This is a genomic window from Roseomonas sp. CAU 1739 (assembly GCF_039839775.1).
GTDB lineage: Bacteria > Pseudomonadota > Alphaproteobacteria > Acetobacterales > Acetobacteraceae > Neoroseomonas.
In genome coordinates this window covers 1-24,051 of record NZ_JBDOQQ010000018.1, presented here as the reverse complement: position 1 = coordinate 24,051, position 24,051 = coordinate 1, and the positions used below count along the sequence as shown (strand labels likewise).

19 protein-coding genes and 1 tRNA gene are annotated in these 24,051 nt (G+C 69.2%); 11 read left to right on the top strand and 9 right to left on the bottom strand.

Annotation, left to right across the window (positions count from 1 at the left end; genetic code table 11):
• Positions 1-279 precede the first annotated feature (279 nt).
• The 4 genes from AAFN86_RS23685 to AAFN86_RS23670 all read left to right on the top strand — a co-directional run bounded on the left by AAFN86_RS23685 (position 280) and on the right by AAFN86_RS23670 (position 6,400).
• On the top strand, positions 280-1,671 hold the full coding sequence (locus AAFN86_RS23685) for an amidase (RefSeq protein ID WP_347546038.1): 1,392 nt from the start codon (positions 280-282) through the stop codon (positions 1,669-1,671).
• 74 nt (positions 1,672-1,745) lie between these two features.
• Positions 1,746-2,519: a citryl-CoA lyase gene (locus tag AAFN86_RS23680; RefSeq protein WP_347546037.1), complete on the top strand. Its 774-nt coding sequence runs from the start codon at positions 1,746-1,748 to the stop codon at positions 2,517-2,519.
• Positions 2,520-2,639: 120 nt separating this feature from the next.
• Positions 2,640-4,295 (top strand): hydantoinase B/oxoprolinase family protein, encoded by a 1,656-nt coding sequence (locus AAFN86_RS23675; RefSeq protein WP_347546036.1) that lies wholly within the window; start codon positions 2,640-2,642, stop codon positions 4,293-4,295.
• 5 nt (positions 4,296-4,300) lie between these two features.
• Positions 4,301-6,400 carry a hydantoinase/oxoprolinase family protein gene (locus tag AAFN86_RS23670; protein ID WP_347546035.1) on the top strand — a complete coding sequence of 700 codons (2,100 nt, stop codon included), beginning with the start codon at positions 4,301-4,303 and terminating at the stop codon, positions 6,398-6,400.
• Between the two features lie 10 nt (positions 6,401-6,410).
• Here the strand turns inward: AAFN86_RS23670 and AAFN86_RS23665 are convergent, their stop codons facing one another.
• Complete coding sequence (locus AAFN86_RS23665) at positions 6,411-7,853, bottom strand: amidase family protein (RefSeq protein WP_347546034.1); 1,443 nt, start codon at positions 7,851-7,853, stop codon at positions 6,411-6,413.
• Positions 7,854-7,974: 121 nt separating this feature from the next.
• Here AAFN86_RS23665 and AAFN86_RS23660 point away from each other — a divergent pair, with 121 nt between their 5' ends.
• Complete coding sequence (locus AAFN86_RS23660) at positions 7,975-9,207, top strand: aminotransferase class III-fold pyridoxal phosphate-dependent enzyme (RefSeq protein WP_347546033.1); 1,233 nt, start codon at positions 7,975-7,977, stop codon at positions 9,205-9,207.
• Here AAFN86_RS23660 and AAFN86_RS23655 read toward each other — a convergent pair whose 3' ends face one another.
• Positions 9,208-11,508 (bottom strand): penicillin acylase family protein, encoded by a 2,301-nt coding sequence (locus tag AAFN86_RS23655; RefSeq protein WP_347546032.1) that lies wholly within the window; start codon positions 11,506-11,508, stop codon positions 9,208-9,210.
• Positions 11,505-13,082, bottom strand: a complete 1,578-nt coding sequence (locus AAFN86_RS23650; RefSeq protein ID WP_347546031.1) for an ABC transporter substrate-binding protein — start codon at positions 13,080-13,082, stop codon at positions 11,505-11,507. The genes AAFN86_RS23655 and AAFN86_RS23650 overlap by 4 nt, the downstream gene beginning before the upstream one ends.
• 166 nt (positions 13,083-13,248) lie before the next feature.
• On the opposite strand from AAFN86_RS23650, the gene AAFN86_RS23645 reads away from it, so the two are divergent.
• Positions 13,249-13,989 (top strand): TetR/AcrR family transcriptional regulator, encoded by a 741-nt coding sequence (locus tag AAFN86_RS23645; protein WP_347546030.1) that lies wholly within the window; start codon positions 13,249-13,251, stop codon positions 13,987-13,989.
• A 110-nt stretch (positions 13,990-14,099) separates the two neighbouring features.
• The gene (locus tag AAFN86_RS23640) at positions 14,100-15,446 is read left to right on the top strand and encodes an LLM class flavin-dependent oxidoreductase (RefSeq protein WP_347546028.1); all 1,347 of its coding nucleotides are present in this window, start codon (positions 14,100-14,102) and stop codon (positions 15,444-15,446) included.
• Positions 15,447-15,497: 51 nt separating this feature from the next.
• On the opposite strand, the gene AAFN86_RS23635 is transcribed toward AAFN86_RS23640, so the two are convergent.
• From AAFN86_RS23635 to AAFN86_RS23625, 3 genes are all read right to left on the bottom strand, one after another.
• A complete protein-coding gene (locus AAFN86_RS23635) occupies positions 15,498-16,007 on the bottom strand; it encodes a fasciclin domain-containing protein (RefSeq protein ID WP_347546027.1) in 510 nt (169 codons plus the stop codon).
• Positions 16,008-16,104: 97 nt separating this feature from the next.
• A complete protein-coding gene (locus tag AAFN86_RS23630) occupies positions 16,105-16,947 on the bottom strand; it encodes an alpha/beta hydrolase (RefSeq protein WP_347546026.1) in 843 nt (280 codons plus the stop codon).
• Positions 16,944-17,309, bottom strand: coding sequence for a hypothetical protein (locus AAFN86_RS23625; RefSeq protein ID WP_347546025.1), 366 nt, complete (start codon positions 17,307-17,309; stop codon positions 16,944-16,946). The genes AAFN86_RS23630 and AAFN86_RS23625 overlap by 4 nt, the downstream gene beginning before the upstream one ends.
• A 149-nt stretch (positions 17,310-17,458) precedes the next feature.
• Between AAFN86_RS23625 and AAFN86_RS23620 the strand changes: the two genes are divergently transcribed.
• The 3 genes from AAFN86_RS23620 to AAFN86_RS23610 are packed head-to-tail and all read left to right on the top strand — an operon-like array spanning position 17,459 to position 20,120.
• Positions 17,459-18,886 carry a LutB/LldF family L-lactate oxidation iron-sulfur protein gene (locus AAFN86_RS23620; protein ID WP_347546024.1) on the top strand — a complete coding sequence of 476 codons (1,428 nt, stop codon included), beginning with the start codon at positions 17,459-17,461 and terminating at the stop codon, positions 18,884-18,886.
• Complete coding sequence (locus AAFN86_RS23615) at positions 18,886-19,593, top strand: lactate utilization protein (protein ID WP_347546023.1); 708 nt, start codon at positions 18,886-18,888, stop codon at positions 19,591-19,593. The genes AAFN86_RS23620 and AAFN86_RS23615 overlap by 1 nt, the downstream gene beginning before the upstream one ends.
• Positions 19,590-20,120: a Smr/MutS family protein gene (locus tag AAFN86_RS23610; RefSeq protein ID WP_347546022.1), complete on the top strand. Its 531-nt coding sequence runs from the start codon at positions 19,590-19,592 to the stop codon at positions 20,118-20,120. Before AAFN86_RS23615 ends, AAFN86_RS23610 begins: the two co-directional genes overlap by 4 nt.
• 48 nt (positions 20,121-20,168) lie before the next feature.
• Here the strand turns inward: AAFN86_RS23610 and AAFN86_RS23605 are convergent, their stop codons facing one another.
• The gene (locus tag AAFN86_RS23605; RefSeq protein WP_347546021.1) at positions 20,169-21,860 is read right to left on the bottom strand and encodes a cation:proton antiporter; all 1,692 of its coding nucleotides are present in this window, start codon (positions 21,858-21,860) and stop codon (positions 20,169-20,171) included.
• Between the two features lie 52 nt (positions 21,861-21,912).
• On the bottom strand, positions 21,913-22,443 hold the full coding sequence (locus AAFN86_RS23600; protein WP_347546020.1) for an N-acetyltransferase family protein: 531 nt from the start codon (positions 22,441-22,443) through the stop codon (positions 21,913-21,915).
• Positions 22,444-22,549: 106 nt separating this feature from the next.
• Here AAFN86_RS23600 and AAFN86_RS23595 point away from each other — a divergent pair.
• Positions 22,550-22,626, top strand: a tRNA-Arg gene (locus tag AAFN86_RS23595).
• A 449-nt stretch (positions 22,627-23,075) separates the two neighbouring features.
• On the opposite strand, the gene AAFN86_RS23590 is transcribed toward AAFN86_RS23595, so the two are convergent.
• Positions 23,076-23,621: a PEP-CTERM sorting domain-containing protein gene (locus tag AAFN86_RS23590; protein WP_347546019.1), complete on the bottom strand. Its 546-nt coding sequence runs from the start codon at positions 23,619-23,621 to the stop codon at positions 23,076-23,078.
• Positions 23,622-24,051: the final 430 nt, after the last annotated feature.

The window sequence follows — 24,051 nt, the reverse complement described above, 5'->3', positions numbered from 1 at the left end:
GCCGGCGACTTCGGCTGGGGCTTCAACGCGCATGCCCCGGGTGTGCGGGCGCATGGCCTTGACGCACGAGCGGCGGCCTACCCGGTGGAGTGGTCGATATCGCCCCGAAGCGTGGCGGCCCGCCCTGCCCGAACGGCTGCGACCGCATCGACCAGGCGGAGCACCTCCCGGCAGGGTCGATGCGGAATGGGCATTGCGCAGACCCGAGCGGAGCCTTCGGCTGGACGTTCTCTCCGGGTCAGGCATCAATGGCGCGACCTTCAGGGAGGGCCAAGCGCCATGACCATCTATTCACCCCGGGACTTCCGCGCGCTGACCTTCCATGACGCGACGCCGCGCTTCGCCGATGGCACCGATACGCCGCGCGGCTATCTTGAACGCTGCCTGGCAACGATCGCCGCGCGCGAGCCGGTTGTGCGCGCCTGGGTGGTGATGAACCAGGCCGGCGCGCGGGAAGCCGCCGATGCCAGCACCGCGCGCTGGAAGGCGGGCCAGCCGCTGTCCCCGATCGATGGCATGCCGGTCGGCATCAAGGACCTGCTGGAGACGCGCGACATGCCGACGCAGATGGGCTGCGAGGGGTATCGTGGCAATTTCCCGAAGCGCGACAATGCCGGCGTCTGGGCGCTGCGCCAGGCGGGTGCGGTGGTGCTGGGCAAGACCGTTACGACGGAACTCGGCGGCGCGCATCCCGGACCGACCACCAACCCCTTCGACCAGGCGCGCACGCCAGGCGGATCCTCCTCCGGTTCGGCCGCGGCGGTGGGTGCGTGCATGGTGCCGGCGGCGATCGGTACGCAGGTCGGCGGTTCGATCATCCGCCCCGCCAGCTATTGCGGGAACGTCGCGCTGAAGCCGACGCAGGGCGCGATCAACCGCGGCGAACGACAGGCGACCAGCATGAGCACGCATGGCCCGCATGCCGGCTCGATCGAGGATATGTGGCTGGTGGCCACCGCGATCGCCCGTCGCGCGGGTGGCGACCCCGGTCGGCTCGGCCTGTTCGGGCCGGAACTGCCACCGCCGCCGCGGCGCCCGATGACGCTCGCGGTGATGGAGGCCGAAGGCTGGATCAAGACCGACGAGGCGACCCGCGCAGCCTTCGAGGCGATGGTCGATGCGCTTCGCGCGCAGGGCGTCACGGTGCTGCGGCGCGCCGACCATCCGCTGGTCGAATCTTTCGAGCGGGCCTTGGACGGCGTGCAGGCGCTGACGGGCGTGATCACGGGCTGGGAGAATCACTGGGGCTTCCGCAACCTGGTCGCGGCCAATCCCGATGGCATCAGCGCGCGATCGAAGGCGGTTCTCGCGGCGGCGGAGAAGCGGACGCCCGACGACTACCGTGCCGCCATCCTGCAGCGTGAGGAGATGCGCCGGAGCCATGAAGCGCTTGCTCCACTGGTTGATGCCATGATTGCCCCGGCATCGCCGGGCCCAGCGCCGCTGTGGGCCGGCGATGTGCCTGGCCAGCCGCGGGTGCCGCGGCCAACCGGCGACGCCGTCTACAACACGCCGAGCTCCGCGCTGGGCGCCCCGGTGGTGACGATACCCATGATGGCGGTGGGCGGCATGCCCGTGGGCGTCCAGGTGATGGGCCAGCCGCATGCCGATGCCGCGATCACCGCGATCGCGCGCTGGATGGTTGGCTCGCTGCCCGCCGTGTCGGTCTGAATCGGCGGCGCGGTTGTCGGTGCCGGCTTCCGGCGCAAGACTGCGCGCCGACAACCAAGCCCAGGGGAAACGCGATGGACGCCGAAACGACCTATCTCTGCACGACCGACGAGACGTCGGTCACAATCCGCGGCAAGGACCTGGTGAACGACCTCGTCGGCCACCTGACCTATACCGAGATGGTGTTCTTCCTGCTCCGCAGCCGCGTGCCGACGCCGGCGGAAACGCGCGTGCTGGATGCCTGCCTGGTCATCCTGATGGAACACGGGCTGACGCTCAACACGCTGACGGCGCGCTTCGTTGCCAGCGCGGTGCCTGACCAGATGCAGGTGGCGATGGGGGCCAGCCTGATGACCATCGGCGACACCTTCATGGGCACGATGGAAGGCTGCGCACGCATCCTGCAGGCCGGGGTGAAGGCGGGCGGCGATCCGCGCGCGTATTGCGCCGAGGTCGTCGCGAAGCATCGTGCCGAGAAGAAGGCGGTTCCCGGCTTCGGCCACCGTTTCCACAAGCCGGACGATCCGCGTTCCCCACGGCTGTTCGCCATCGCCGAGGAAGCCGGGGCGGCCGGGCCGCATATCGCCATGCTGCGCATCCTGGCGGAGGAAGTGGATCGCGCCGCCGGTAAGCACATCACGATCAACGCCACGGGCGCGATCGGCGCCGCCTTCTCGGATATCGGGTTCAAGCCTGAGGTGATGCGCGGACTGGCCGTGGTGTCGCGGTCCGGCGGCCTGGTCGCCCATATCGCCGAGGAGCGGGAGAGCGGTTCGGCGCGGCTGATCGAGAAGCTGGCGAAGCAGAAGGTGCAGTATCGCGACCCGCCGGACGCGGCGGCGGAGTAGGCGCGACGGCCGGCCGATCCATTCGATCGACATATGGATAATGACGGAAATCATATTGGCAGGGCCTAGCCGGCCCTCCCTAGGATTGCCGTTGCAATGCTGCATGACCGGAAGACTGTGATGCCCGAAGCGCCCGCGGCCGCCCTCGACCCGATCACCCTGGAAATCTATTGGAATCGCCTGATCTCGGCGGCGGATGAGGCGGCCACGGGGCTGCTGCGCACCGCCTTCTCGACCATCGTGCGGGAGTCGAACGACTTCGCCACCGTGCTGATGGACCGCAACGGGGACAGCGTGTCGGAGAATACCGGCGGGCTCGCCTCCTTCTCCTGCATCCTGCCGCGCACCACCAAGGACTTCCTGCGCCGCTTCCCCGCCGAGACCTGGAAGCCGGGCGATACCATCGTCACCAACGATCCCTGGCTGGCGACAGGACATCTGCCGGACTTCACGGTCGTGACCGGCATCTTCCATCGCGGGAAATTGGTCGGCTTCTCGGGCTCGATCTCCCACTCGCCGGATGTCGGCGGCGCGCTGTGGTCGGCCGATTGCCGCGAGATTTTCGAGGAAGGCATCCGAATCCCGCCCGGCTACCTGCTGCGCGAGGGGCAGTGGAACCAGCAGATGCTCGACATCCTGCTGGGCAATGTGCGCGTGCCGCGCCAGGTGCTGGGCGATCTGCAGGCGCAGGTCGTCGCGGCCGAAGTCGGCGCGCGCCGCGTCGCTGAATTCCTGGAGGATACCGGCCTGCCCGACCTGCAGGAGTTGTCCGCCGCGCTGAGCGAACGCGCCAACCGCGCGATGCGCCGTGCCATCGCCGAGGTGCCCGACGGCACCTGGCACTCCGAGATCACCGCCGACGGCTTCGACGACAAGCACACCCTGATCCGCTGCGCCGTCACGGTGCAGGGCGACACGATGCACATCGACTATGCCGGCACCTCGCCGCAGATCGATCGCGGCATCAATTGCGTGATGAACTACACGCATGCCTATTCAGTCTATCCGGTGAAATGCGCGCTGGATCCCTTCACGCCGCGCAATGAGGGGTCGTACCAGGCGATCACCGTGGCGGCGCCGGAGCGATCGATCCTGAACCCGCTGTACCCCGCCCCGGTCAGCGCGCGGCAGTTGACGGGCCATCTTCTGGCGGGCGCGATCTACAAGGCGCTGTCGCAGGTGATCCCGACGCGCGTCATCGCCGAATGCGGCGGCGCGCCCACCATGCGCGCGCTGTTCAGCGGCACCAAGCATGATGGCGACAGCTTTTCCCAGGTGTTGTTCGCCTCGGGCGGCATGGGCGCCTGCCCGCACAAGGATGGCATGTCCGCCACCGCTTTCCCGACCAATGTCGGTGCGGGGTCGATCGAGGCCTATGAATCGGTCGCCCCGATCATCGTCCGCAAGAAGCGCCTCCGCACCGATTCCGGCGGCCCGGGCACCTTCCGCGGCGGGCTTGGCCAGGAGATCGAGTTGGAACTGGATTCCGACAAGCCGGCGCGGCTTTCGCTGCTGTCGGACCGCCACGACAATCCCGCCAGCGGCATCCTCGGTGGCGGTGCCGGCGGGCCGTCGGTGATCACCTTCGGCGACGGCACCAGGCCGCATCCGAAGTCGCGCACGTCGATGGAACCGCGCCAGAGCGTGACGCTGCTGTATGCCGGCGGCGGCGGCTATGGCGATCCGAAGAAGCGGGCCCGCACGGCGGTGCTGGACGATCTGCGCCATGGCTACATCTCGGCGGCTGCCGCCCGCAGCATCTACGGCGTGGAGTGACGCGCATGACCACCACCCAATCCGCGCGCGTCGGCGTCGATGTTGGCGGCACCTTCACCGACCTCGTGCTGCATGACCCCGTGCGCAACATCGTGCGCACCGGCAAGCTGCTGACCACGCCCGACGATCCATCCGAGGCGATCCTCGCCGGCATCGCGCGCATCCTGCGCGAGGCCGACCTCAAGCCCGAGGACGTGCACAGCGTCATCCACGGCACGACGCTGGTGACCAACACCATCATCGAGCGCACCGGCGCGACAGTCGGCCTGCTGACCACCGACGGTTTCCGCGACAGCATCGAGATCGGCCGCGAGACGCGCTACGATCTCTATGACCTGTTCCTGGAGACGCCGGCGCTGCTGGTGCCGCGCGCCCTGCGGCTGGAAATTCCGGAACGCATTGCTGCCGATGGCCGCGTCCTGAAGTCGCTGGATGATGCTGCCGTCGCCGCCGCCGCGAAGCAACTGGTGGAAGCGGAAGGGGCCGAGGCGATCGCCGTCGGCTTCCTGCATTCCTACCACGCGCCGCAGCACGAAAAGCGCGCCGGGGAGATCATCCGCGCGCTGTATCCGTCGCTGCCGATCTCGCTGTCGGCGGAGGTGGCCCCGGAGATCCGCGAGTTCGAACGCACCTCCACCGCCTGCGCCAATGCCTATGTGCAGCCGCTGATGGCACGCTATCTCGATCGCGTGCAGGCTTCACTGGAAGCGACAGGCTTCCGCGGCAATCTCTACATCATGCTTTCGGGCGGCGGCATCACGACTGTCCGAGAGGCGAAGGACTTCCCGATCCGCCTGATCGAATCCGGCCCGGCGGCGGGTGCGATGGCTTCGGCCTTCATCTCCCGCCTCGCGGGGCTGGAGCATGTCGTGTCCTTCGACATGGGCGGAACCACGGCGAAGATGTGCCTGGTCGATCATCATGAGCCGAACCACAAATTCGACTTCGAAGCGGGCCGCGTGCGCCGCTTCCAGAAGGGGTCGGGCCTGCCGCTGAAGGTCTCGGTGGTGGACATGATCGAGATCGGCGCGGGCGGCGGTTCGCTGGCGCGCATCGATTCCGGCTCGGGGCTGATGAAGGTCGGCCCGCGCAGCGCGGGTGCCAAGCCTGGGCCGGTCTGCTACGGCCGTGGCGGTACGGAACCGGCCGTGACGGATGCGGATCTCGTGCTGGGGCGCCTGGACCCGTCGTATTTCCTTGGCGGCGAGATGTCGCTGAGCCTCGAACCCGTGCGGCACGCCTTCGAGACGCGGATCACCTCTGAGACCGGCATCGATGTCGAACAGGCCGCGCTCGGCGTGCAGCGCATTGTCGATGAGACGATGGCCTCCGCGACGCGCATGCACCTGGCCGAGAAGGGCAAGGATCCGCGCCGCTACACCATGATCGCCTTCGGCGGCGCCGGGCCGGTGCATGCCTGGAACCTCGCGCGGCTGCTGAAGATCAGGACGCTGGTGGTGCCGCTGGGTGCCGGTGTTGCCTCGGCGCTCGGCTTCCTGGTCGCACCGCCAGCGACCGACATGGTGCGGTCCTACGTCGCGCGGCTGGAACGCATCGACTGGGCGCGGGTCAACGCACTGTTCGCCGAGATGAAGGCCGCCGGCAGCGCGCTGCTGACCGAAGCCGGTGCCGCGCCGGACCAGATCACCTTCCGCCCGGTCGCCGAGATGCGTCATGTCGGCCAGGGCTTCGAGATCCCGGTGCCGTTGCCGGGCCTCGAGTTGAGCGAGACGGATGTTCCCGCCATCCGTGCGACCTTCTTCGAGCATTATCGCGACCGCTTCGAACGGGTGGTCGAGGAAAGCCCGATTGAAGCGCTGAGCTGGAGGCTGTCCTGCGCCGCGCCGGGCTGGACGATCGACCTTGCCGGCGCCGTGCCGCGCAATGCCGGTTCCGCCACACCGGAACCACGCACGCAGCGCCGCGTGCTGTTCCAAGGTGCGGGCTGGCGGGATTGCCCGGTCTATGACCGCTACGCGTTGCGCAGCGGCGCGCGGCTGCAAGGCCCGGCACTGATCGAGGAGCGCGAATCCACCTGTGTCGTCGGCCCGGACAGCGCGATCGTGGTCGACGATTTCCTCAACCTTGTGATCGACCTGCCCTGACGCGTTGGCGTCAGGGTGACAGCACCGGCCGTCGACCTGCCCAAGGCCGCGCCGCTTCCAACAGCGCGCCGAGGCGCAGGATGTCCGCCTCCGCGCCCCAGCGCCCGACGACCTGCACCGCCGTCGGCAGGCCGTCATCGCCGAAGCCCGATGGCAGCGACACCGCGGGGTGGCCGGTCAGGTTGAAGGGGTATTGCGGGGAGGTCCAACCTTGCCGCGTGATACCGCACGCCTGTCCGTCGATCATCACGTCGTCATTGGCGGCGTCGAAGTCGATGGGCAGGGCCGTCCGCGCCATGGTCGGCGTGACGAGCACGTCATAACGATCGAACAACGCCTGCATCGCGCGGAACAGCCTCGTGCGGGCGAATTGCGCGTTGCGGAAGTCGGCCAGGGTGAAACGTGCGCCCCGCTCCATGAAGGCGAGCGTCACCGGGTCCATGCGGTTGCCCCATTGCGGCAGATACGGTGCGCAGAAGACCGCGAAATTCGCCTGGTACATCACGCGCCCTTCGTATTCGATCCAGTCGATCGCGTCGGTCACTTCCTCGACCACGGCACCCATCGCCGCCCAGGCATCGAGCGCCGCGCGGGTATTCGCCGCGACATCGCCCGCGACACGCGGATTGGCACAGCGCGGGATATAGCCGATGCGCAGCGCCGACAGGTCCTCGCCCATCAGCGACGGCGACAGCGGGCGCACAACGCCTGCGCCACCCAGGCTCCACGGGTCCTGCGCGCTCGGACCGGCCAGGATGCTGTGCATCACCGCCGCGTCCGTCACCGTGCGCGTCAGCGGCCCGGCATATGTATTGTTGCCGAAGGTGTCGCGGGCCGTATCGGCCGGCACGGCGCCAAGCGTCGGCTTCAGCCCGACCAGGCCGCAGCAGGCGGCCGGACCGCGGATCGACCCGGCACCATCCGTGCCCAGGCCGATCGGCGCCAAGCCTGCCGCCACCGCCGCCGCGGCGCCGCCGGATGATCCGCCCGAGGTACGCCCGAGATTCCACGGATTGCGCGTGGCGCCGAAGGCCGGACCGTCCGTCAGCCCCTTCGCGCCGAACTCCGGCGTGGTGGTCTTGCCGATCACGATCGCGCCGGCCGAGCGCAGCCGAGCGACCAGCACGTCATCCCGCTTCGCCGGCGCGGCCTCGGCAAAGATGGCGGAGCCGTTTGCCGTGCGCATCCCGGCAACGTCGATCAGGTCCTTGATGTGCACCGGCACGCCATGCAGCGGCCCCAGCGTCGCGCCCGACGCCACCGCGCGTTCGGCTGCGAGGGAGTCGCGCCGGGCGCCTTCCTCATCGATCGTGACGAAGCAGTTCAGCACCGGCTGCGCCTGCGCGATCGCCGCCAACACCGTATCGACATAGGTGACGGGCGACAGCGCGCCGCGGCGGATCAGCGCGGCAGCATGCGTCGCGGACATGAACAGCAGGTCGTCGGTGGGCATCGGTCGTTCTCCTGGGGCGGCGCAGCACAGCGCAGACCGGTCATGGCGGCAATCCGTGACCCCGATGGCGTGGCCAGCGCGCCGGCGATAGGCTCCCCCGCGATCGCAGGAGCCCACGAACATGCCGAACGACCTCGCCAACAGCGCCGATGCGATGCTCCGCGCACGGGCGCGCGCGGTCATTCCGGGCGGACTCTGGGGGCACCTCAATGCGGCAAACCTGCCAGAGGGCTATCCGCAATTCTTCGTCAACGCCGAAGGCTGCCGGCTGCGCGACGCGGATGGCCGCGAATTCGTCGACTTCATGTGTGGCTGGGGACCGATGGTGCTCGGCTACCGCAATCCCGTCGTCGAGGAAGCCGCCCGTCGCCAGGCAGCACTTGGCGACGCGATGAACGGCCCGGCGCCGGTGCTGGTGGACCTTGCCGAGACGCTGGTCGGCATGATCCCCCATGCCGATTGGTGCCTGTTCCAGAAGAACGGCACCGACGCCACCACCGCCTGCGTGACGATCGCCCGCGCCGGCACCGGGCGCCGCAAGGTGCTGGTGGCGCGAGGATCCTATCACGGCGCGGTGCCCTGGTGCACGCCGTCGCTGGCCGGCGTCACCGCGGAGGACCGCGCCCATCTGCTGCAGTTCGACTACAACGACACGGCCTCGCTGCTGGCGGCGGCGGAATCGGCGAAGGGCGACCTGGCCGCGGTGATCATCACCGCGTTCCGCCACGACATGGGTCGCGACCTCGAATTGCCGGATCCGGAATTCGCGCGCGCGGCGCGCGATCTCAGCGATGCAACCGGGGCGGCGTTGATCATCGACGACGTGCGTGCGGGGTTCCGGCTGGATCTCGGCGGGTCGTGGGAGACGGTCGGCGTGCGCCCGGATCTCGCCGCCTACAGCAAGGCGATCGCCAATGGTCACGCGCTGGCGGCGGTGACCGGGGCCGATCGGTTCCGCGAGGCCGCGACGCGCATCTACACCACCGGATCCTTCTGGTGCGGGGCGGTGTCGATGGCAGCCGCCCTCGCCACGCTGGCGGAATTGCGACGCCTGGACGGCCCGGCGCATATGCGGGCGATGGGCGAGCGCTTCCGTGCCGGACTCGCGGCCCTCGCGGCGCATCACGGCGTCGGCATGCGCCAGTCCGGCCCGCCGCAAATGCCGCTGGTGCTGTTCGACGATGATCCCGAGGCGCGCAAGGGTGCTGCCTTCTGCTCGGCCGCGCTGCGGGCCGGGGCGTATTTCCACCCCCGCCACAACATGTTCCTGTCCTGCGCGCATCAGGCGGCCGACATCGACCAGGCGCTGCAGGCAGCGGATGAGGGCCTCGCCGCCGTGGCGCGGATGCGATGATCAGCTAGGTATCAGCGACTGCCGCGCCGTCGCCGTCGCGCTGAGACCATCCCAGCCATAGCGCATCGGCACCATGCGCGCCGCGGCCCAACTGGCGTGCTGGTCGGCGTAGTGCGGACTGCCGGGATGCCCGGACGCGCCGTGAAAGACGGTCCAGCGGCAATACTCCCAGGCGCCGACATCGAAGGCGTAGCGCGCCAGCGCACCATAGGTCGCGCGCGCCCCCGATGCCGGCAGCAACCCATTGGCGAAGACCGTGTCGCCATCGCCGCCGATGGCTTCTGCAACCGGGTCGAGCAGCGCCGCCGCATCCGGAAACATCGCCGACAGCGGATGCGTGAAGCGCGGCCGATGCGCGTCGCCCCAGGGCTGCGCGGCGAGCGGATCGACCGCCGCGGCGGCCAGCGCGGCAGCCAGCGCCTGCGGCCAGGTCCAGCCGCCGAGCAGCGACGCATCCTCCGCACGCAGCAGCGCCGGCAGCGTCCACCACAGCTGGTTCAGCGGCGCCACGCCCGGTGGCACGGCCAGCATCGCATCGCCGGCCAGCGCGCCGAGCCCGCTGCGCTCCGCCAGGATGCGGGTGAGCGCCAGGCGCAACGCGATGTAGCCGCTGGCGGCGACGCTGTCCGCCGCCATGCGCCCATCCCAGCCCAGCAGGCGCTGCCGCAGCGCGGCGGCCGCGGCATCGTCCGGCGCGGCCAGCAGCGCGAGGCGGTCGCGCAGCAGCAGCGCATTGACCGACAGCGCATCGCCATGGATCGCTGCCGATTGCGCCGCGGCATCGGTCGCCGGCTGCGCCAGCAGCGCCATGATCCGGCGCGCGCGATTGGGCGGGTGGCAATCGGTGCAGAGATAGTCGGGCCCGCCATCGGCGACGACGCGGTTGTTGGCGGTGACGATGACGCCATCCGCCGGGTCGATCTGCTGCGGCATGGATTCGAAGGGAATCCAACCGTTCCATTCATGCTCGCCGGTCCAGCCCGGCACCGGCAGCCAGCCATTGCTGCACGGCCGCCGCGGCACCATGGCGCGCACCAGGTGGCCGATGCGCCCCTCGGTATCGCCCGCCACCAGATTGTGGTCGATCAGCCCCCAGCCGCGTGTCGTCTCGAACAGCGCCGGCACGGTCGTCGCGCGGAGCATGCGCGGCAGGCAGTCGAAGGACAGGTCGGTCTCGGCGAACTGGACGGATCGCAACGCGATCGCGTGCCCCGAGGCCGGGTTGCCGGCGATGATCGGGCCATGCGGGGTCTCGACGATCTCGATCTCGCGCGACGCGCCACCGCGCACCGCGATGGTCTCGGATCGCCGCGTCACCGGCAGCCAGGCGTCGCGGAAGCGCACATGCGCGGCATCCGCGTCGAAGCGTTCGACGAACAGGTCGTGGATGTCCACGAAGGCATGCGTCACGCAATAGGCGACGTGGTCATTATGCGCGAAATGCGGGAATCCCGGCACGCCGGGCACGGTCAGCCCGATCACGTCGAAGGTGTCGCAGGCGAGGTGCCCCTGCGCGTACATGTTCGGGATCTCGAAGACGCGGTGCGGGTCGCCGGACAGGAAGGGCCGCCCCGTCGCGCTGCGCTCGGCCGACAGCGCCCAGTTGTTGCTGCCGCCCCCCGCCGCATCCGGCGCGGCGCGATCGAGCAATGCACCGATCGACGGTGCAAGCGTATCGAGCGTCGCCACCCAGCGTTCGGCGTCGATGCCGGGCGGGATGCAGAGCAGGTCGATGCCGCCATCCTCATAGCGCAGCTTCGCGGCCTGCTCGGCGCCGATGTGCGGCAGCGCCGCGGCGCGCCACAGCTTGAACCAGACGGAGCCCATCAGCAGCCCCAGCCGGCGCATCACCGCGACCGGATGCCAAGCCTCCCAACGCAGCGGCGCGGCCTTCAGCAGCCCGTATTCCACCGGCAAGGGCGCATCGGAATCGAGGAAGGCATTCACCCCCGCGACATAGGCCGCCAGCATCTCACGCGCTTCGGCGCCGAGTGCTGCGAAGTCGCGCCGACAGGCCGCCTCCATGCCGAGCCGGCGGCACAGCGCATCCATCTCGAAGGCCGGGGCGCCGAGCCATTCCGCGCTGCGTCCGAGCGCGCGGCGCAGGTTCAGCTCCATCTGGAACAGCCGGTCCTGCGCATGCACGAAGCCCTGCGCGAAGAAGGCGTCACGCTGGCCATGCGCGCGGATATGCGGCACGCCCTCCGGGTCGCGCAGCACCTCGACCGCGTCGGCAAGCCCGGCGATGCGCAAGGTGCCGGTCAGCGGCGGCAGCGCCGCGCGCAGCGTCTCGGGCGTCAAGCCGCCAGCTCCACGTTCCAGAACATCGGATAGGACGACCGGATCAGGTTGCGCAGCGTGCTGCGGTAGCCGGCCGGGATGGTGAACTGCCCCCACATCACGGCAGGCGTCAGCTCATAGGCGATGGTCTGGATCTCGGCAGCGACGCGCGCGCGCGCGGCTTCGTCCTCGGCACGCGCGAAGGATTGCAGCAGGCGCGGGATGCGGTCGTCGCAGGACCAACCCGGGAAATCCGCGCAGGTCGAGGCGACATAGAAATGCGTGAGCGGGGAGAACATGTCCGTCCCGTTCGAATACACCGAGAACATCGACCAGCCGTCGCGGCGGACGCGGCGCGCCAGCACCGTGCCCCAATCCATCACCTGCTGGTCGACGGTGAAGCCGGCCTCCTTCATGTTCTGCACCAGCACCATCGAGGCCGTCTGGCTGATCGACGCCGAGACTTCCATCGCGATCACCGGCTCGCCGCGATACCCCGCCGCCCGAAGCTCGGCACGCGCTGCCGCGATGTCCGGCTTCGCACCCGCCCCGCCGGCATCGGTGGAATACGGCGCGTCGCACATCCAGAACGATGCGCATTGCGGCGCGCGGAAGCGTTCCGGCACGCCGATTGCGCTCAGGATCGCGGACTGGTCCGCCAGCTTCCACAGCACGCGCCGCACCGCTGGATTGTCGAAGGGCGGGGCGGCATGGTTCAGCCGGAAATTGCCCTGGAACTGATGCAGCCCGCCCAGGCCCAGCAGTTGCACGCCACGCGCGCGTTCCAGCCGCGACAGCAGGTCGAAGGGCAGGTACTGCATGTAGTGGATCTCGCCCTGAATCAGGGCGTTCGCGCCGGTGGTCTGGTCCGGCATGACGCGCAGGTTCAGCTGGTCGATCTTCACCACCTTGCCGCCGGCGAGGAAGCCCGGCGGCTCCTGCCGCGCCACGTAGTCGGGGAAGCGTTCCAGCACCATCAGGCTGCCCGGTCGCCACAGGTCGGGGCGGAAGCGGAACGGGCCGGAGCCGACGATCTCGGTGATGCGCTGGGTGCCCGGCACGCGCGCCAGGCGTTCGGGCATCATCACCGGCAGCGGCGCATTGGGCTTGCCCAGCACCTGCAGCAGCAGCGGGAAGGGTTCCTTCAGCGCCAGCGTGAAGCTTCGCGCGTCGGTCGCCTCCATCGACGCCGTCGCCGCTTCCAGCATGCGGCCGAGCGGATCGCGCGGCGCCCAGCGTTTCAGCGACAGCACGCATTCGGCCGCCGTCACCGGCGCGCCGTCATGCCACTTCAGCCCGTCGCGCAGCCGGAAGCGCCAGGTCAGGCGGTCGGGCGAGGTCTCCCAGGCTTCGACCATCTGCGGCTGGATTTGTCCGCGGTCATCCATGGCGAACAGCGTGTCGAAGACATGGGTGGCGAAGGTGCGGGTGATCGCCGCGGTGATCACATGCGGGTCGAGGATCACCACCTCGGATTCCAGCACGATGTCGAGCGTGCCGGCGGCGCGTGCCTCGCGCGGGCGGATGATGCCGGAGGTGGCGAGCGCCGCCCCACCGGCAAGGATGGCCCGCCGGCCCGTGCCCTGATGCAGCATGCCCGTCTCCTTCACCCTGGTCGCCCGAAGCCTAGAGCCGTTCATGCGGGCGTGGGAATGCCCGGTCCCCCCCGCCGGGGCCATCCGCTTGCGCGTCCTGCCCGGCATGAGAGGATGCGGCCTGCTGGCGTGGCACGCCAGCGAGTGGATCATCGGAGGAAACCGGGTGGCACCTGCCGCACCGATCAACAAGCCAGCGGCAAAGCCGTCCGTCGCCAAACCGCGCAGCCCACGCCGCCGCGCCGCCGCGCGGACCGAGGACCTCGTCGCGATCCTCGAACTCGGCGGCTACGACCAGCCGGCCGAGGGCCGCATCGTGCAGATCTTCGAGGTCGCGTGCCGGCTGTTCGCGCAGAAGGGCTTCGATGGCGTTTCGATGCGCGACATCGCGCTGGAATGCGGAATCTCCAAGGCGACGCTCTACCACTACTTCCCCGACAAGGATTCGCTGCTGCGGCCACTCGCCATGGGCGTGACCAAGGCGCTGTACCTGCATGTCGCGCGGCACGACGACCCGACCCTGCCGGCGGTGGACCGGTTGCGCCACCTGGTGGTGGAGACGGCGCGCTTCTTCGACCAGCATCGCTGGGCCTGGATCGCTTCCGCCTCCACCTTCTGGAACGATCCGGAGTTGCGCTTCCGGCGCGAACGCATCGGCTGGCGCGATCGCTATGAACGGCTGCTGCGCGAGATCCTCGAGGCCGGCATCGCGGCGGGAGACATTCGCGAACTGGATGTGCCGGTGGCGGGACGGATGATCCTGGGCGCGGTCAACTGGATGCCGCGCTGGTACGACCCGAAGGGAAAGCTGCCCGCGCCGGACATTGCAATGGCCTTTTGCGACATGGTGCTGGGCGGCATCGTCGCCCCCTCACCACGGCGCCGGCGGGCCGCGGCGGGCGACTGACGGCCTTTGCGCCGGCGGCAGGCAACCCCACCTGCTCCCGCAAAGGCCCTCGTGGCCGACATCGCCAGGGCGCCGCCAACCGATCCGGGCGCCTGAACAGGAGCATCCCCATGTCCAGCCGGCGTCGCCTGCATCTGGGCGCCTTCATGCGGCCCGTGTCGATCCATACCGGGGCTTGGCGCTATCCCGGTGCCTGGCCGGAGGCGAATTTCAGCTTCCCGCGCCTGAAAACCCTGATCCAGCGCCTGGAGGCCGGCAAGTTCGACGCCTTCTTCATGGCCGACCACCTGGCGCTGCTGAACATGCCGATCGAGGCGCTGCGGCGCAGCCACACCGTGACGTCCTTCGATCCGCTGACGCTGCTGCCCGCACTCGCCGCCGTGACCGAACGGATCGGTCTCATCGCGACCGCCTCGACGACCTACAACGACGCTTATCACGTGGCGCGCAAATTCGCCTCGCTGGACCACATCTCGAACGGCCGGGCCGGGTGGAACGTGGTGACCACCGCCAACCCCGACGCCGCGCTGAATTTCGGCCACGACGCCCACATGGCGCATGGCGAGCGCTACAAGCGCGCCCGGGAATTCTACGACGTCGTCACCGGCCTGTGGGACAGCTTTGCCGACGACGCCTTCATCCGCGACGTCGACAGCGGCATCTTCTGGGATCCCGCCAGGATGCATGTGCTGAACCACCACGGGGAGGAGCTGACAGTCCGCGGCCCGCTCAACGTGGCGCGGCCGGTGCAGGGCTGGCCGGTCATCGTCCAGGCCGGCGCCTCGGATGCCGGGCGGCAGCTTGCCGCCGAGACGGCCGAGATGGTGTTCGCCGCCGGTGGCCCGATCGCCGATGCGCAGGCCTTCTATGCCGATGTGAAGGGCCGGGCGGCGCGCGCCGGGCGCAACCCGGACCATCTCAAGATCCTGCCCGGCGCCCTTGTCGTGGTTGGTGACACGGTCGAGGAAGCACAAGCGAAGCGCGCCCATCTCGACAGCCTGGTGCATTACGACAGCGCGATCGGCTCGCTATCCATCGCGCTCGGCGTGGATGCGCGCGCCTTCGACCCCGATGGCCCGCTGCCCGAGATTCCCGAGACCGAGGCGAGCAAGAGCGGGCGGGAACGCGCCATCGCCCTGGCGCGGCGGGAAGGCCTGACCGTGCGGCAGTTGGCCCAGCGGCTCGGCGGCTATGCCGGAGCCGCCATCATCGGCACCCCGTCAACCATCGCCGACACCATGGGGGAATGGCTGGAGACGCGCGCCTGCGATGGCTTCAACGTGATGTTCCCGCACGTTCCGGCGGGACTCGACGACTTCGTCGATCGCGTGGTGCCGGAACTGCAGCGCCGGGGCCTGTTCCGCACCGAATACGAAGGAACCACGCTGCGCGAGCATCTTGGCCTGCCGCGGCCGGCCAATCGCTTCTTCGCGGATGCGGCGCGCGCGGCTGAATAGCGCACCGCACCGGCACGGTTCCCCTGGCGGGCCGTGCCGGCGGGCTGTGGTTCAGGTCGGAACGAGCGCGCCGCCGACGACGTGGATCACGCCATTGGAGCACAGCAGGTTCGACCGGACCACGCTGGCCGAGGTGCCCGACGGTGCCGCGCCGGCACGCGCCGCCTGAATGCGGGGCTCGGTGGGCGTGCCGCCGACCACGCGAATCTCGATCCCGCTGAGCATGCGCACCCGGCCACCGCGGGCCGCGATGTCCGGCAGGCGCAGGCGGCCGGCGGCGATCAGGTTGCGCAGGGTCGCGGCACCGCCATCGCGCATGGAAGCCGGGGCTGCGCTCCAGGCCAGGTTGGTCGGCGCGAAAACGGTGAAGGGACCGGCGCCAGCCAGCAATTCGTTGAGCCCGGCGCTGCGCAGCGCCGAACGGAAGTCGGACACGTCGGACTGGGCGCCGAGGACATCCATGATCGGGTAGCGGCCATCGGCCGTGACCGGCTCGGTGGCGCAGCCCGCGAGAACCAGGGCTCCGCCGCCGGCGGCGAAGAAAGAACGACGCGTGATCACCGGCGCTTCTCCTTGTAACGGGGCGAATCGAGCCCCGAGGGAGGGGCGCGGCCTTTTCGCGCCCCGGGCGGCATAGGGCAAGCCCTGGACGACAGGGTTACGGAATGAGCGCGAAACGGTCCAGCACCGGCAGAAGTTGCGGTCGCAGCGCAGCGTAGTCCTCGCTCATCGGAAAATGGCCGAGACCCTTCATGATCACCGCCTGCGCGCCGGGGATCGCGGCCGCGGTAGCCAGCGTATCCTCCGGCCGGCAGGAATAGTCGTATTCACCCGACAGCAGCGCCACCGGGCAGCGCTGCGCGTCGATGCTGGCCAGGCGGGGCCGCAGGTCGCCCTCGCCCTTGTAGAAATGCAGGTCGCCGCGGAACACGCCCGGGCCACCCTGCATGTAGTGCCACAAGGTTTCCCAGCGGTCGCGGTCGGGCGCCGTCGGGGCGATCAGGCCGGACACGACCGCCGCGCAGACTTCCCCGCCATGGGCATCGGGGTGGTGCAGCCATTCCGTGTCGTAATAGGGCGCGACGAAGGCCGAGGATTGCAGCCCGATCACCGCGCGGATGGCATCGGCATGCCCGGCGGCGAGGTCCAGAACGATGCGACCGCCGATCGAACACCCCATGACGACGGGCCGGTCAAGCCCGAGTGCGGATGAGACCGCGAGCGCCATGCCGGTATAGGCGGCCGTGGTCAGGCGGTATTCCGTGGTTTCCCAGCCTTCCGGCGGGGAGGATTTGCCGTGCCAGGGCATGTCGAAGGCTACGCAGCGGAAGCGGTCCGTGACCGCCGTGTCGTTCATCAGGTGCCGCCATTGCCGCCCGTCGCTGCCGGCGGTGTGCAGCAGCAGCAGGGGTACGCCCTGCCCGGCTTCCTCGACATACAGGCGGTGCGGACGGCCTTCGAGGTCCAGTCGCAGGTAGCGGCCGATGATGGGCTCGATCACGCCGCGTCCTCCCGCAGCAGGGCGAAGATGCCCTTGAACCAGAACAGATGCGCCATGAAGGGCTGGATGTTGCCCTCCACCCGCAGCGCACCGCGGCGCATCAGGGCCATCAGGTCGTGCCAGCCGGGCGGCGGCGGCGCGGTCAGGAAGCGGGAGAGGCCATCGGCGTCGAAGCGCAGCGCAAGGTCGAAGCGGGGCATGATGGCGGGGGCCGGGTCGGCGCTGGCCAGCACGCCGTCGCGGACCGCGAGGACCCAGGCGCGGCCGCCGGCCTCGACCAGCGCATCAATGGTCAGGTGGCGGCCCCAGCGCGCCAGGCCCGGGGCCGCGGCGACGCGGGCGGGCAGGGCTGCGAAGTTCATGGGCGATCGGCCCGGCGCGTTGGCATGGCGCTTCCTCGATTCCTGGGGGCAGGCTACCGGCCGCCCCCGGCGCGGGCAAACCGCCCCTCACGCCGGGGCGCGATCCGCGCTACACGGGGGGGAAGCGAGACCCCTGTCGAGGACGCCCCGTGGTCCAGATCACCTCCCCTGCCTTCAAGCAGAATGCCGCGCGGGCACTGGCCGATGCCGGGCTGCAGAAGGCGCTCGGCAAGGCCAAGGGCGCCTTCCTGCAACGCCGCGCCGAAGCCGTGTCGCGGCTGCCGGAATTCGAGCAGCTGCGCGACATCGGACGCGACATCAAGAACCACACCCTGGCCAATCTGGATTTCTACCTCGAAACCTATGCCGCCAATGTCGAGCGGGCCGGCGGCACGGTGCATTGGTGCTCGACCGCCGATGACGCGCGCGCCGCGGTGCTGGAGATCTGCCGCAAGGCAGGGGCGAAAACCGTCACCAAGGGCAAGTCGATGATCTCCGAGGAGATCAGCATCAACGACCACCTGGAAAAGCATGGCATCACGCCGGTCGAGACCGACCTTGGCGAATACATCATCCAGCTGCGCCACGAGCATCCGTCGCACATCATCGCGCCCGCCTTCCACCTGAACCGGGAGGATTGGGAGGCGGATTTCCGCCGCATGCACACGGATCTCGACCCGAACCGCGTGTTCAACGAACGCCGCGACATCCTGGCCGAGGCACGGACGAAACTGCGCTCCCGCTTCCTCGCCGCCGATGTCGGCATCACGGGGGCGAATTTCCTGATCGCCGAGACGGGGTCCTCCGTCATCGTGACGAATGAAGGCAATGGCGACCTGACGCAGACCCTGCCGCGCGTGCATATCGCGCTCGCCAGCATCGAGAAATGCGTCCCCACGCTTGAGGATGCGACATCCCTGCTACGCCTGCTGGCGCGGTCGGCGACGGGGCAGGATTTCTCCGTCTACACCACCTTCAGCACCGGCGCGCGGCGGCCGGGTGACCTCGACGGGCCGGAGGAATACCACGTCGTCCTGATCGACAATGGCCGATCCAACATGATCGGGTCGGAGTTCCAGGAGATGCTGCGCTGCATACGCTGCGCCGCCTGCATGAACCATTGCCCGGTCTATGGCGCGACCGGCGGGCATGCCTATGGCTGGGTCTATCCGGGGCCGATGGGAAGCGTGCTGACGCCGTCCCTGGTGGGCATCGACAAGGCGGGGCACCTGCCCAATGCGTCGACCTTCTGCGGCAAATGCGAGAGCGTCTGCCCGGTGAAGATCCCGCTGCCCAAGCTGATGCGGCATTGGCGGGAACGGGAGTTCGAACGCCATCTCACGCCGGCGGCGGTGCGTCGGAACCTCGGCCTGTGGGCATGGTTCGCGAAACGGCCGGGGATGTACCGCCTGGCGACGCGGATGGGCATCGGCACGCTGTCGCTGCTGGCGCGCGGAAAGGGCGCGTTTCGGTCGATGCCCTTCGCCGGCGGTTGGACCAAGGGCCGCGACCTGCCCGCACCCGAGCCCGGCGGTACCTTCATGGCGCGCTATGCCAAGATGCAGCGGGGGCGCTGATGTCCAAGGATGCCATCCTGGGCGCGATTCGCCGTGGCCTGAAGCGCGGCCCGCTGCCGGCGGATCAGCGGGCCATGCTGGATGGCCGGCTCGCCACCCATCCGCGCCATTTGATCCCGGCCCGTTCGCGCGTGCCGCGGCCGGAGCAGGTCGCCCTGTTCATCCGCAATGTCGAGAAGGAATTCGGGTCGGTCGATCGGGTGAGGGATGCGGCCGAGGTTCCCGCCGCCGTGGCGGATTATCTCGCCGCGCAAAACCTCGCCCCACGCTTCGTCATGGCGCCAAACCCGGAATTGCAGGCGTTGCCCTGGGCCGACAAGCCGTTGCTGGAATTCGAGGCGCGGCGTGCCGAGGCGACCGACGCCGTCTCCGTCCAGCACGGCTATGCCGCCATCGCCGAGACCGGCACGCTGATGCTGCCCTCCGATCCCGCGCGCCCGACCACGCTGAACATCCTGGCGGAGACCGAGATCGTCATTCTCCGCACCTCGCGCATCCAGGGTGCCTATGAGGAAGCCTGGGACCTGCTCCGGCGCGAACGCACCGACCCGGTCAGTGGCGGCTTCATGCCGCGCAACGTCATGCTGGTGACCGGCCCGTCGCGCAGCGCCGATATCGAGCAGACGCTGGAACTCGGCGCGCATGGGCCGCGCCGGCTGCACATCATCCTGCTGGACGACGACCCCGCCGCCTTGCCAGCGGCATGATGCGCCGACGCCTGCGTGGGCTGTCGGAGGCGGATCGCGCGCTGTGGCGTGCCTATGCCGCCGAGATCGTTCCCCTGCCTGGCCGAGAACTGCCGCCGGACCCGACGCCGGCACGGTCTGCGGCGCCTGTCGTCAAGGCGCCGGTCGCCGCGCCGCCAGCCCCCGCGGCGCGCTGGGCACCGCCCGACATCGCCGTGAACACGCCGCCATCGGGCCTCGATGACCGACGGTGGCGCGACCTCCGGCGCGGTCGTATCGCGCCCGAGCGCACCATCGACCTGCATGGTCGCCGCGCGCAGGACGCGCATGCGGCCGTTCACGCCTTCCTCGCCGATGCCTATGCCGATGGGCTGCGCTGCGTGGCCGTGATCACGGGTCGCGGGTCCTCCACCGAAGGCGGCGTGCTGCGGCGGGAATTGCCGCATTGGCTGAACGCACCGGACCTGCGGCGGATCATCCTCGGTGCGGCGCATCCGCACCGGGCGAATACCGGCGCGGTGCACCTGCTGCTGCGGCGACGGCGGTAGAGCAGGTCCGGCTCAGGTGGGCGCGCCTGAACGGGATCGGCTCCAGGCTCAGCGCCCGGCGCGCAGATCCTCGACCGTCCGGAGGGCGTCATCGGCCGACACGCCGAGGCGCGTCATGGCAAAATCCGCCATGCCGAGCGCGATCTCCCTTTCGCCCATCACCACCAGGCCCATCCCCTGTTCGCGTTCCAGGAAGGCGGCTTCCTCATCGTCATGCGCGCGGGCGGCGGCGATGATGGCGGGATTGGCGGCGCGCGCGAGATCCAGGACGCGGCGGCAGCCCGTCGCCTCCGGCATGGCGAGCACGATCATGCGGGCGGTCTCCGGCCGCGCCGCCTGCAGGACCTCGGCCCGCGTGGCGTCGCCCCAGACGACGGGCACGCCAGCGAGGCGCAGCGCCTCGGTCGCGGCGTGGTCGGCCTCGACGACGACATAGGGCTGGTCGTGGCGGTGCAAGGCCTGGGCGACGATGCGCCCGACACGGCCGTGGCCGACCAGGATGGCATGACCCTCCAGCCCCTGTGGCGGCGGCTTGGACAGCCGGGCATGCCCGCGCCGCTTCTGCCAGACTTGGACCCGCCGCGTGCCTTCGAGCCACAGCGCCAATCGATCGGCCAGGATCTGCATCAGCGGCGTGGTGAGGATGGTCAGAGTCACCGCGGCCAGCAGCGGACCGCGCGTTTCCACCGCCAGCAGCCCCGCGGTGATGCCGAGCTGCGCGAGCAGCAGGGAGAACTCGCCGATCTGCGCCATGGCGCCGGCCACGGTTGTCGCTGCGGGCACCGGCACGCGCAGGGCCAGCAGCAGGGCCAGAATGGCGCCGCCGGTGCCGAGCAGCACGGCGATCAGCGTCGCCACAGACGCCCAAGGCATGGCCAGGATGGCGACCGGATCGACCAGCCCGCCGACCGAGACGAAGAACAGTGCGACGAAGACCCGCTGCAACGGCACGGTATCCGCCGCGGCCTGATGGCCGAGCGGGCTTTCCCCCAGCAATACGCCGGCGAAGAAGGCACCGAGCGCCGGCGAGACACCGAACAGCGCCGAGGACCCGAAGGCGGTGCCCAGCGCGGTGACGATGACGGCGAGGGTGAACAGCTCCCGCGAGCCGGTCGCGGCGACGCGCGCCATGATCCGGGGCAGCAGCACCCGCCCGCCAAGCGCCATGGCGGCCAGGAAGGCCAGCAGTTGCAGCAGCGTGCCGGCCAGCGCCGCGGGCAGGCCGCCGGCGTCCCCCGCATTGGCAAGGCCGGGCAGCAGCACCAGGGCGAGCACGACGACGAGGTCCTGCACCACCAGCCATCCCAGCGCGATCCGGCCGGCCTCGCCGCCGAGGCGCCCACGTTCGTCCAGGGCGCGGGTCGAGACGGCGGTGGAGGAGATGGCCAGCGCGAGGCCGAAGATGATCGCGCCGGCCCAGCCGAGACCAAAGGCCAATGCACCGACTGCCGCCCCCAGCAGCGTCCCGAAGGTGACCTGCGCGAGCGCCCCGGGCAGCGCGATGCGCCAGACGGCCAGCAGGTCGCGCGCCCGGAAATGCAGCCCCACCGCGAACAGCAGCAGGGCGACGCCGATTTCGGCGAGGGCCGCGGTGATGCCGGGATCGGCGACGAAGCCCGGGGTATAGGGCCCGACCGCGATGCCGGCGGCGATGTAGCCGAGCAATGGCGGCAGGCGCAGCATCCTCGCGCCAAGGCCGAACGCGAAGGCAAGGGCGAGGCCGACGACGAGCGTCGCCACCAACGGTCCGGCATGGGTCATTGGCGACAGGATAACGTTTTGCGGCGCGGCGTCAGCCCATCGGATCGGTCGTGGCGCCTTCGCCGAGCGGGCGCGTCATCAACACGCTATCCACCCAGCGGCCGTGCTTCCAGCCGATGGCCGGCAGCATCCCGGCATGGGTGAAGCCGGCGGCGGCATGCAGGCCGATCGAGGGCGCATTCGCCGAATCCCCGATGACGGCGACCATCAGGCGGAAGCCCTGGGCGGTGCAGCGCGCGATCAGCGCGTCGAGCAGGGCGCGGCCGGTGCCGCCACGGCCTTCACTAGGCGCGACATAGACCGAGTTCTCGACGGCGAAGCGATAGCCGGGGCGAGGGCGATAGGCGGAGGCATAGGCGTAGCCGATGACGCGGCCACCGCGCTCGGCGACCAGATGGGGGTAGCCGGCCGCCAGGATGGCGTCGCGCCGGCGGGCGATCTCTGCCGGATCCGGCGGTTCGAGTTCGAAACTCGCGAGGCCGTGGGCAACCCAATGGCCGTAGATGGCGGCAATGGCAGGGATATCGTCGGGGCGGCTGTCGCGGATGCTGGGCGGCGTCATGCGGCCAGGGTGTGGGCGAGGGGAGACGGTTGGAAGATGGATGACCCCCTGGGTCGTGCCGCAGGGCTTCCTTCCTGCCCTCGGCTGGGCTATGCGGTTGCGCGACGGACCCGTAGCTCAGCTGGATAGAGCGCTGCCCTCCGAAGGCAGAGGTCGAAGGTTCGAATCCTTTCGGGTCCGCCAGAAATGGCAGAAATCAGCGAGAAAAGGCACTAAATCGGCCTTAGTCCACAAACAGGTCCACAACCTGTTGCTAGATTGGCTGGGGACCGGATCGCATCCACGCGAAATCGTGGGTGCTGGGCACCGTCGCGTGGGCAGGCCCCGAACAGAATGCCCGGGGAGAGGCGACGCTTCGCGGCGCGCGGCGTAAGCGCGCTTACTGCGGCGGGCGGCATCGCCGCTTTGGATCCCTGGGACGACCGCGGCTTCCCGGAGGACGATCAGACGTCCGACCAGCAGTCGGATGCTGCCGAGACGTGGTTCGAAGCCGGCGAGGTCACCTATCAGGGCGCGATGGGGGCAACCTATGCCGGTGAGGTCACCTCCCCCCTCGCGCGGGGCCCATCGTGGCGCCCCGACCAAGCCGTAGACTCGGTGATTGAAGGGTCCAGGTTAGTAGCTGGATAGCCCTAAGCCGAATGTCGCCGCCGTCGCTTGCCAATCATAGCGAAACCGACCAGGCAAACGCCGAACAGAGAAAGGGAGGCCGGCTCAGGGACAGTGGTCGGCGGATCGGTCCGCGTCAGAAAGTATCCAGACTCCGAAGTGAACGAATAGCCGTCAGGCAGATTCATTCCCAGCGTGGCGGTGTTCCCGAAATTTGCGGCGCCACCAAGTTGGGTGAAAACTGAAAGTGAGGCGTCCAGAACGAAGGAGGGATTCTCCGCTGTAACGGTAAATGGCACCAAGACCGTTTCTGACCAAGAACCGTTGCCTATAAAAAACTTCGTATATTCACTGTCTACGCAACTTGCTCCAACTGGACAAATATCTATAAAATTCAAGACATTATATATTACATGACTTGGATCCCTTGCGCTGATTTGAAAAGTTGCCGATGCTGCATCTGGATAGTCAGATGGCAGGCCATTTCTGTCGATGCTCCCTTCAACATGAGCGGAAAGGAATCCCGACACAGATCCGCTGGTCAGACCGGTGATGGTAATGGTGTCCAATATCTGGATCGAGGCTCGCGCTGAACTGCCAGCGGCCAATTGGCCGGAACCATAGAAGAGGACGTCAGAGGCAGCCTGCGCCCGGAGCGTTCCAGCGGGCATGCTTGCCGACGCCGAAGCACTCGCGCCAACGACTGTCTCGCTGAAGAATGCGGTGGGGCCCGGGAAACTCCCGTCCACCTGCACAGGGGGGCCATTCGAAATTCCCGGACCCTGCAACGGGGACAGCCCTCCGTATAGAACAATTTCGGCACGGCTTGGACCGGCTAGTATCGCCGCTAGAACCAGACCAAAGGCCCCTATTCTGAGAGCCCATCCGGGAAGTTTGGATTCACATTGAGGGCGTTGCGGCGAGGCGCCGCAGCATGATGCGGATCATGGCCATGCGGACAAAGGCGGCAGCGATGCGGCAATGCCGCTCGAAATCGCG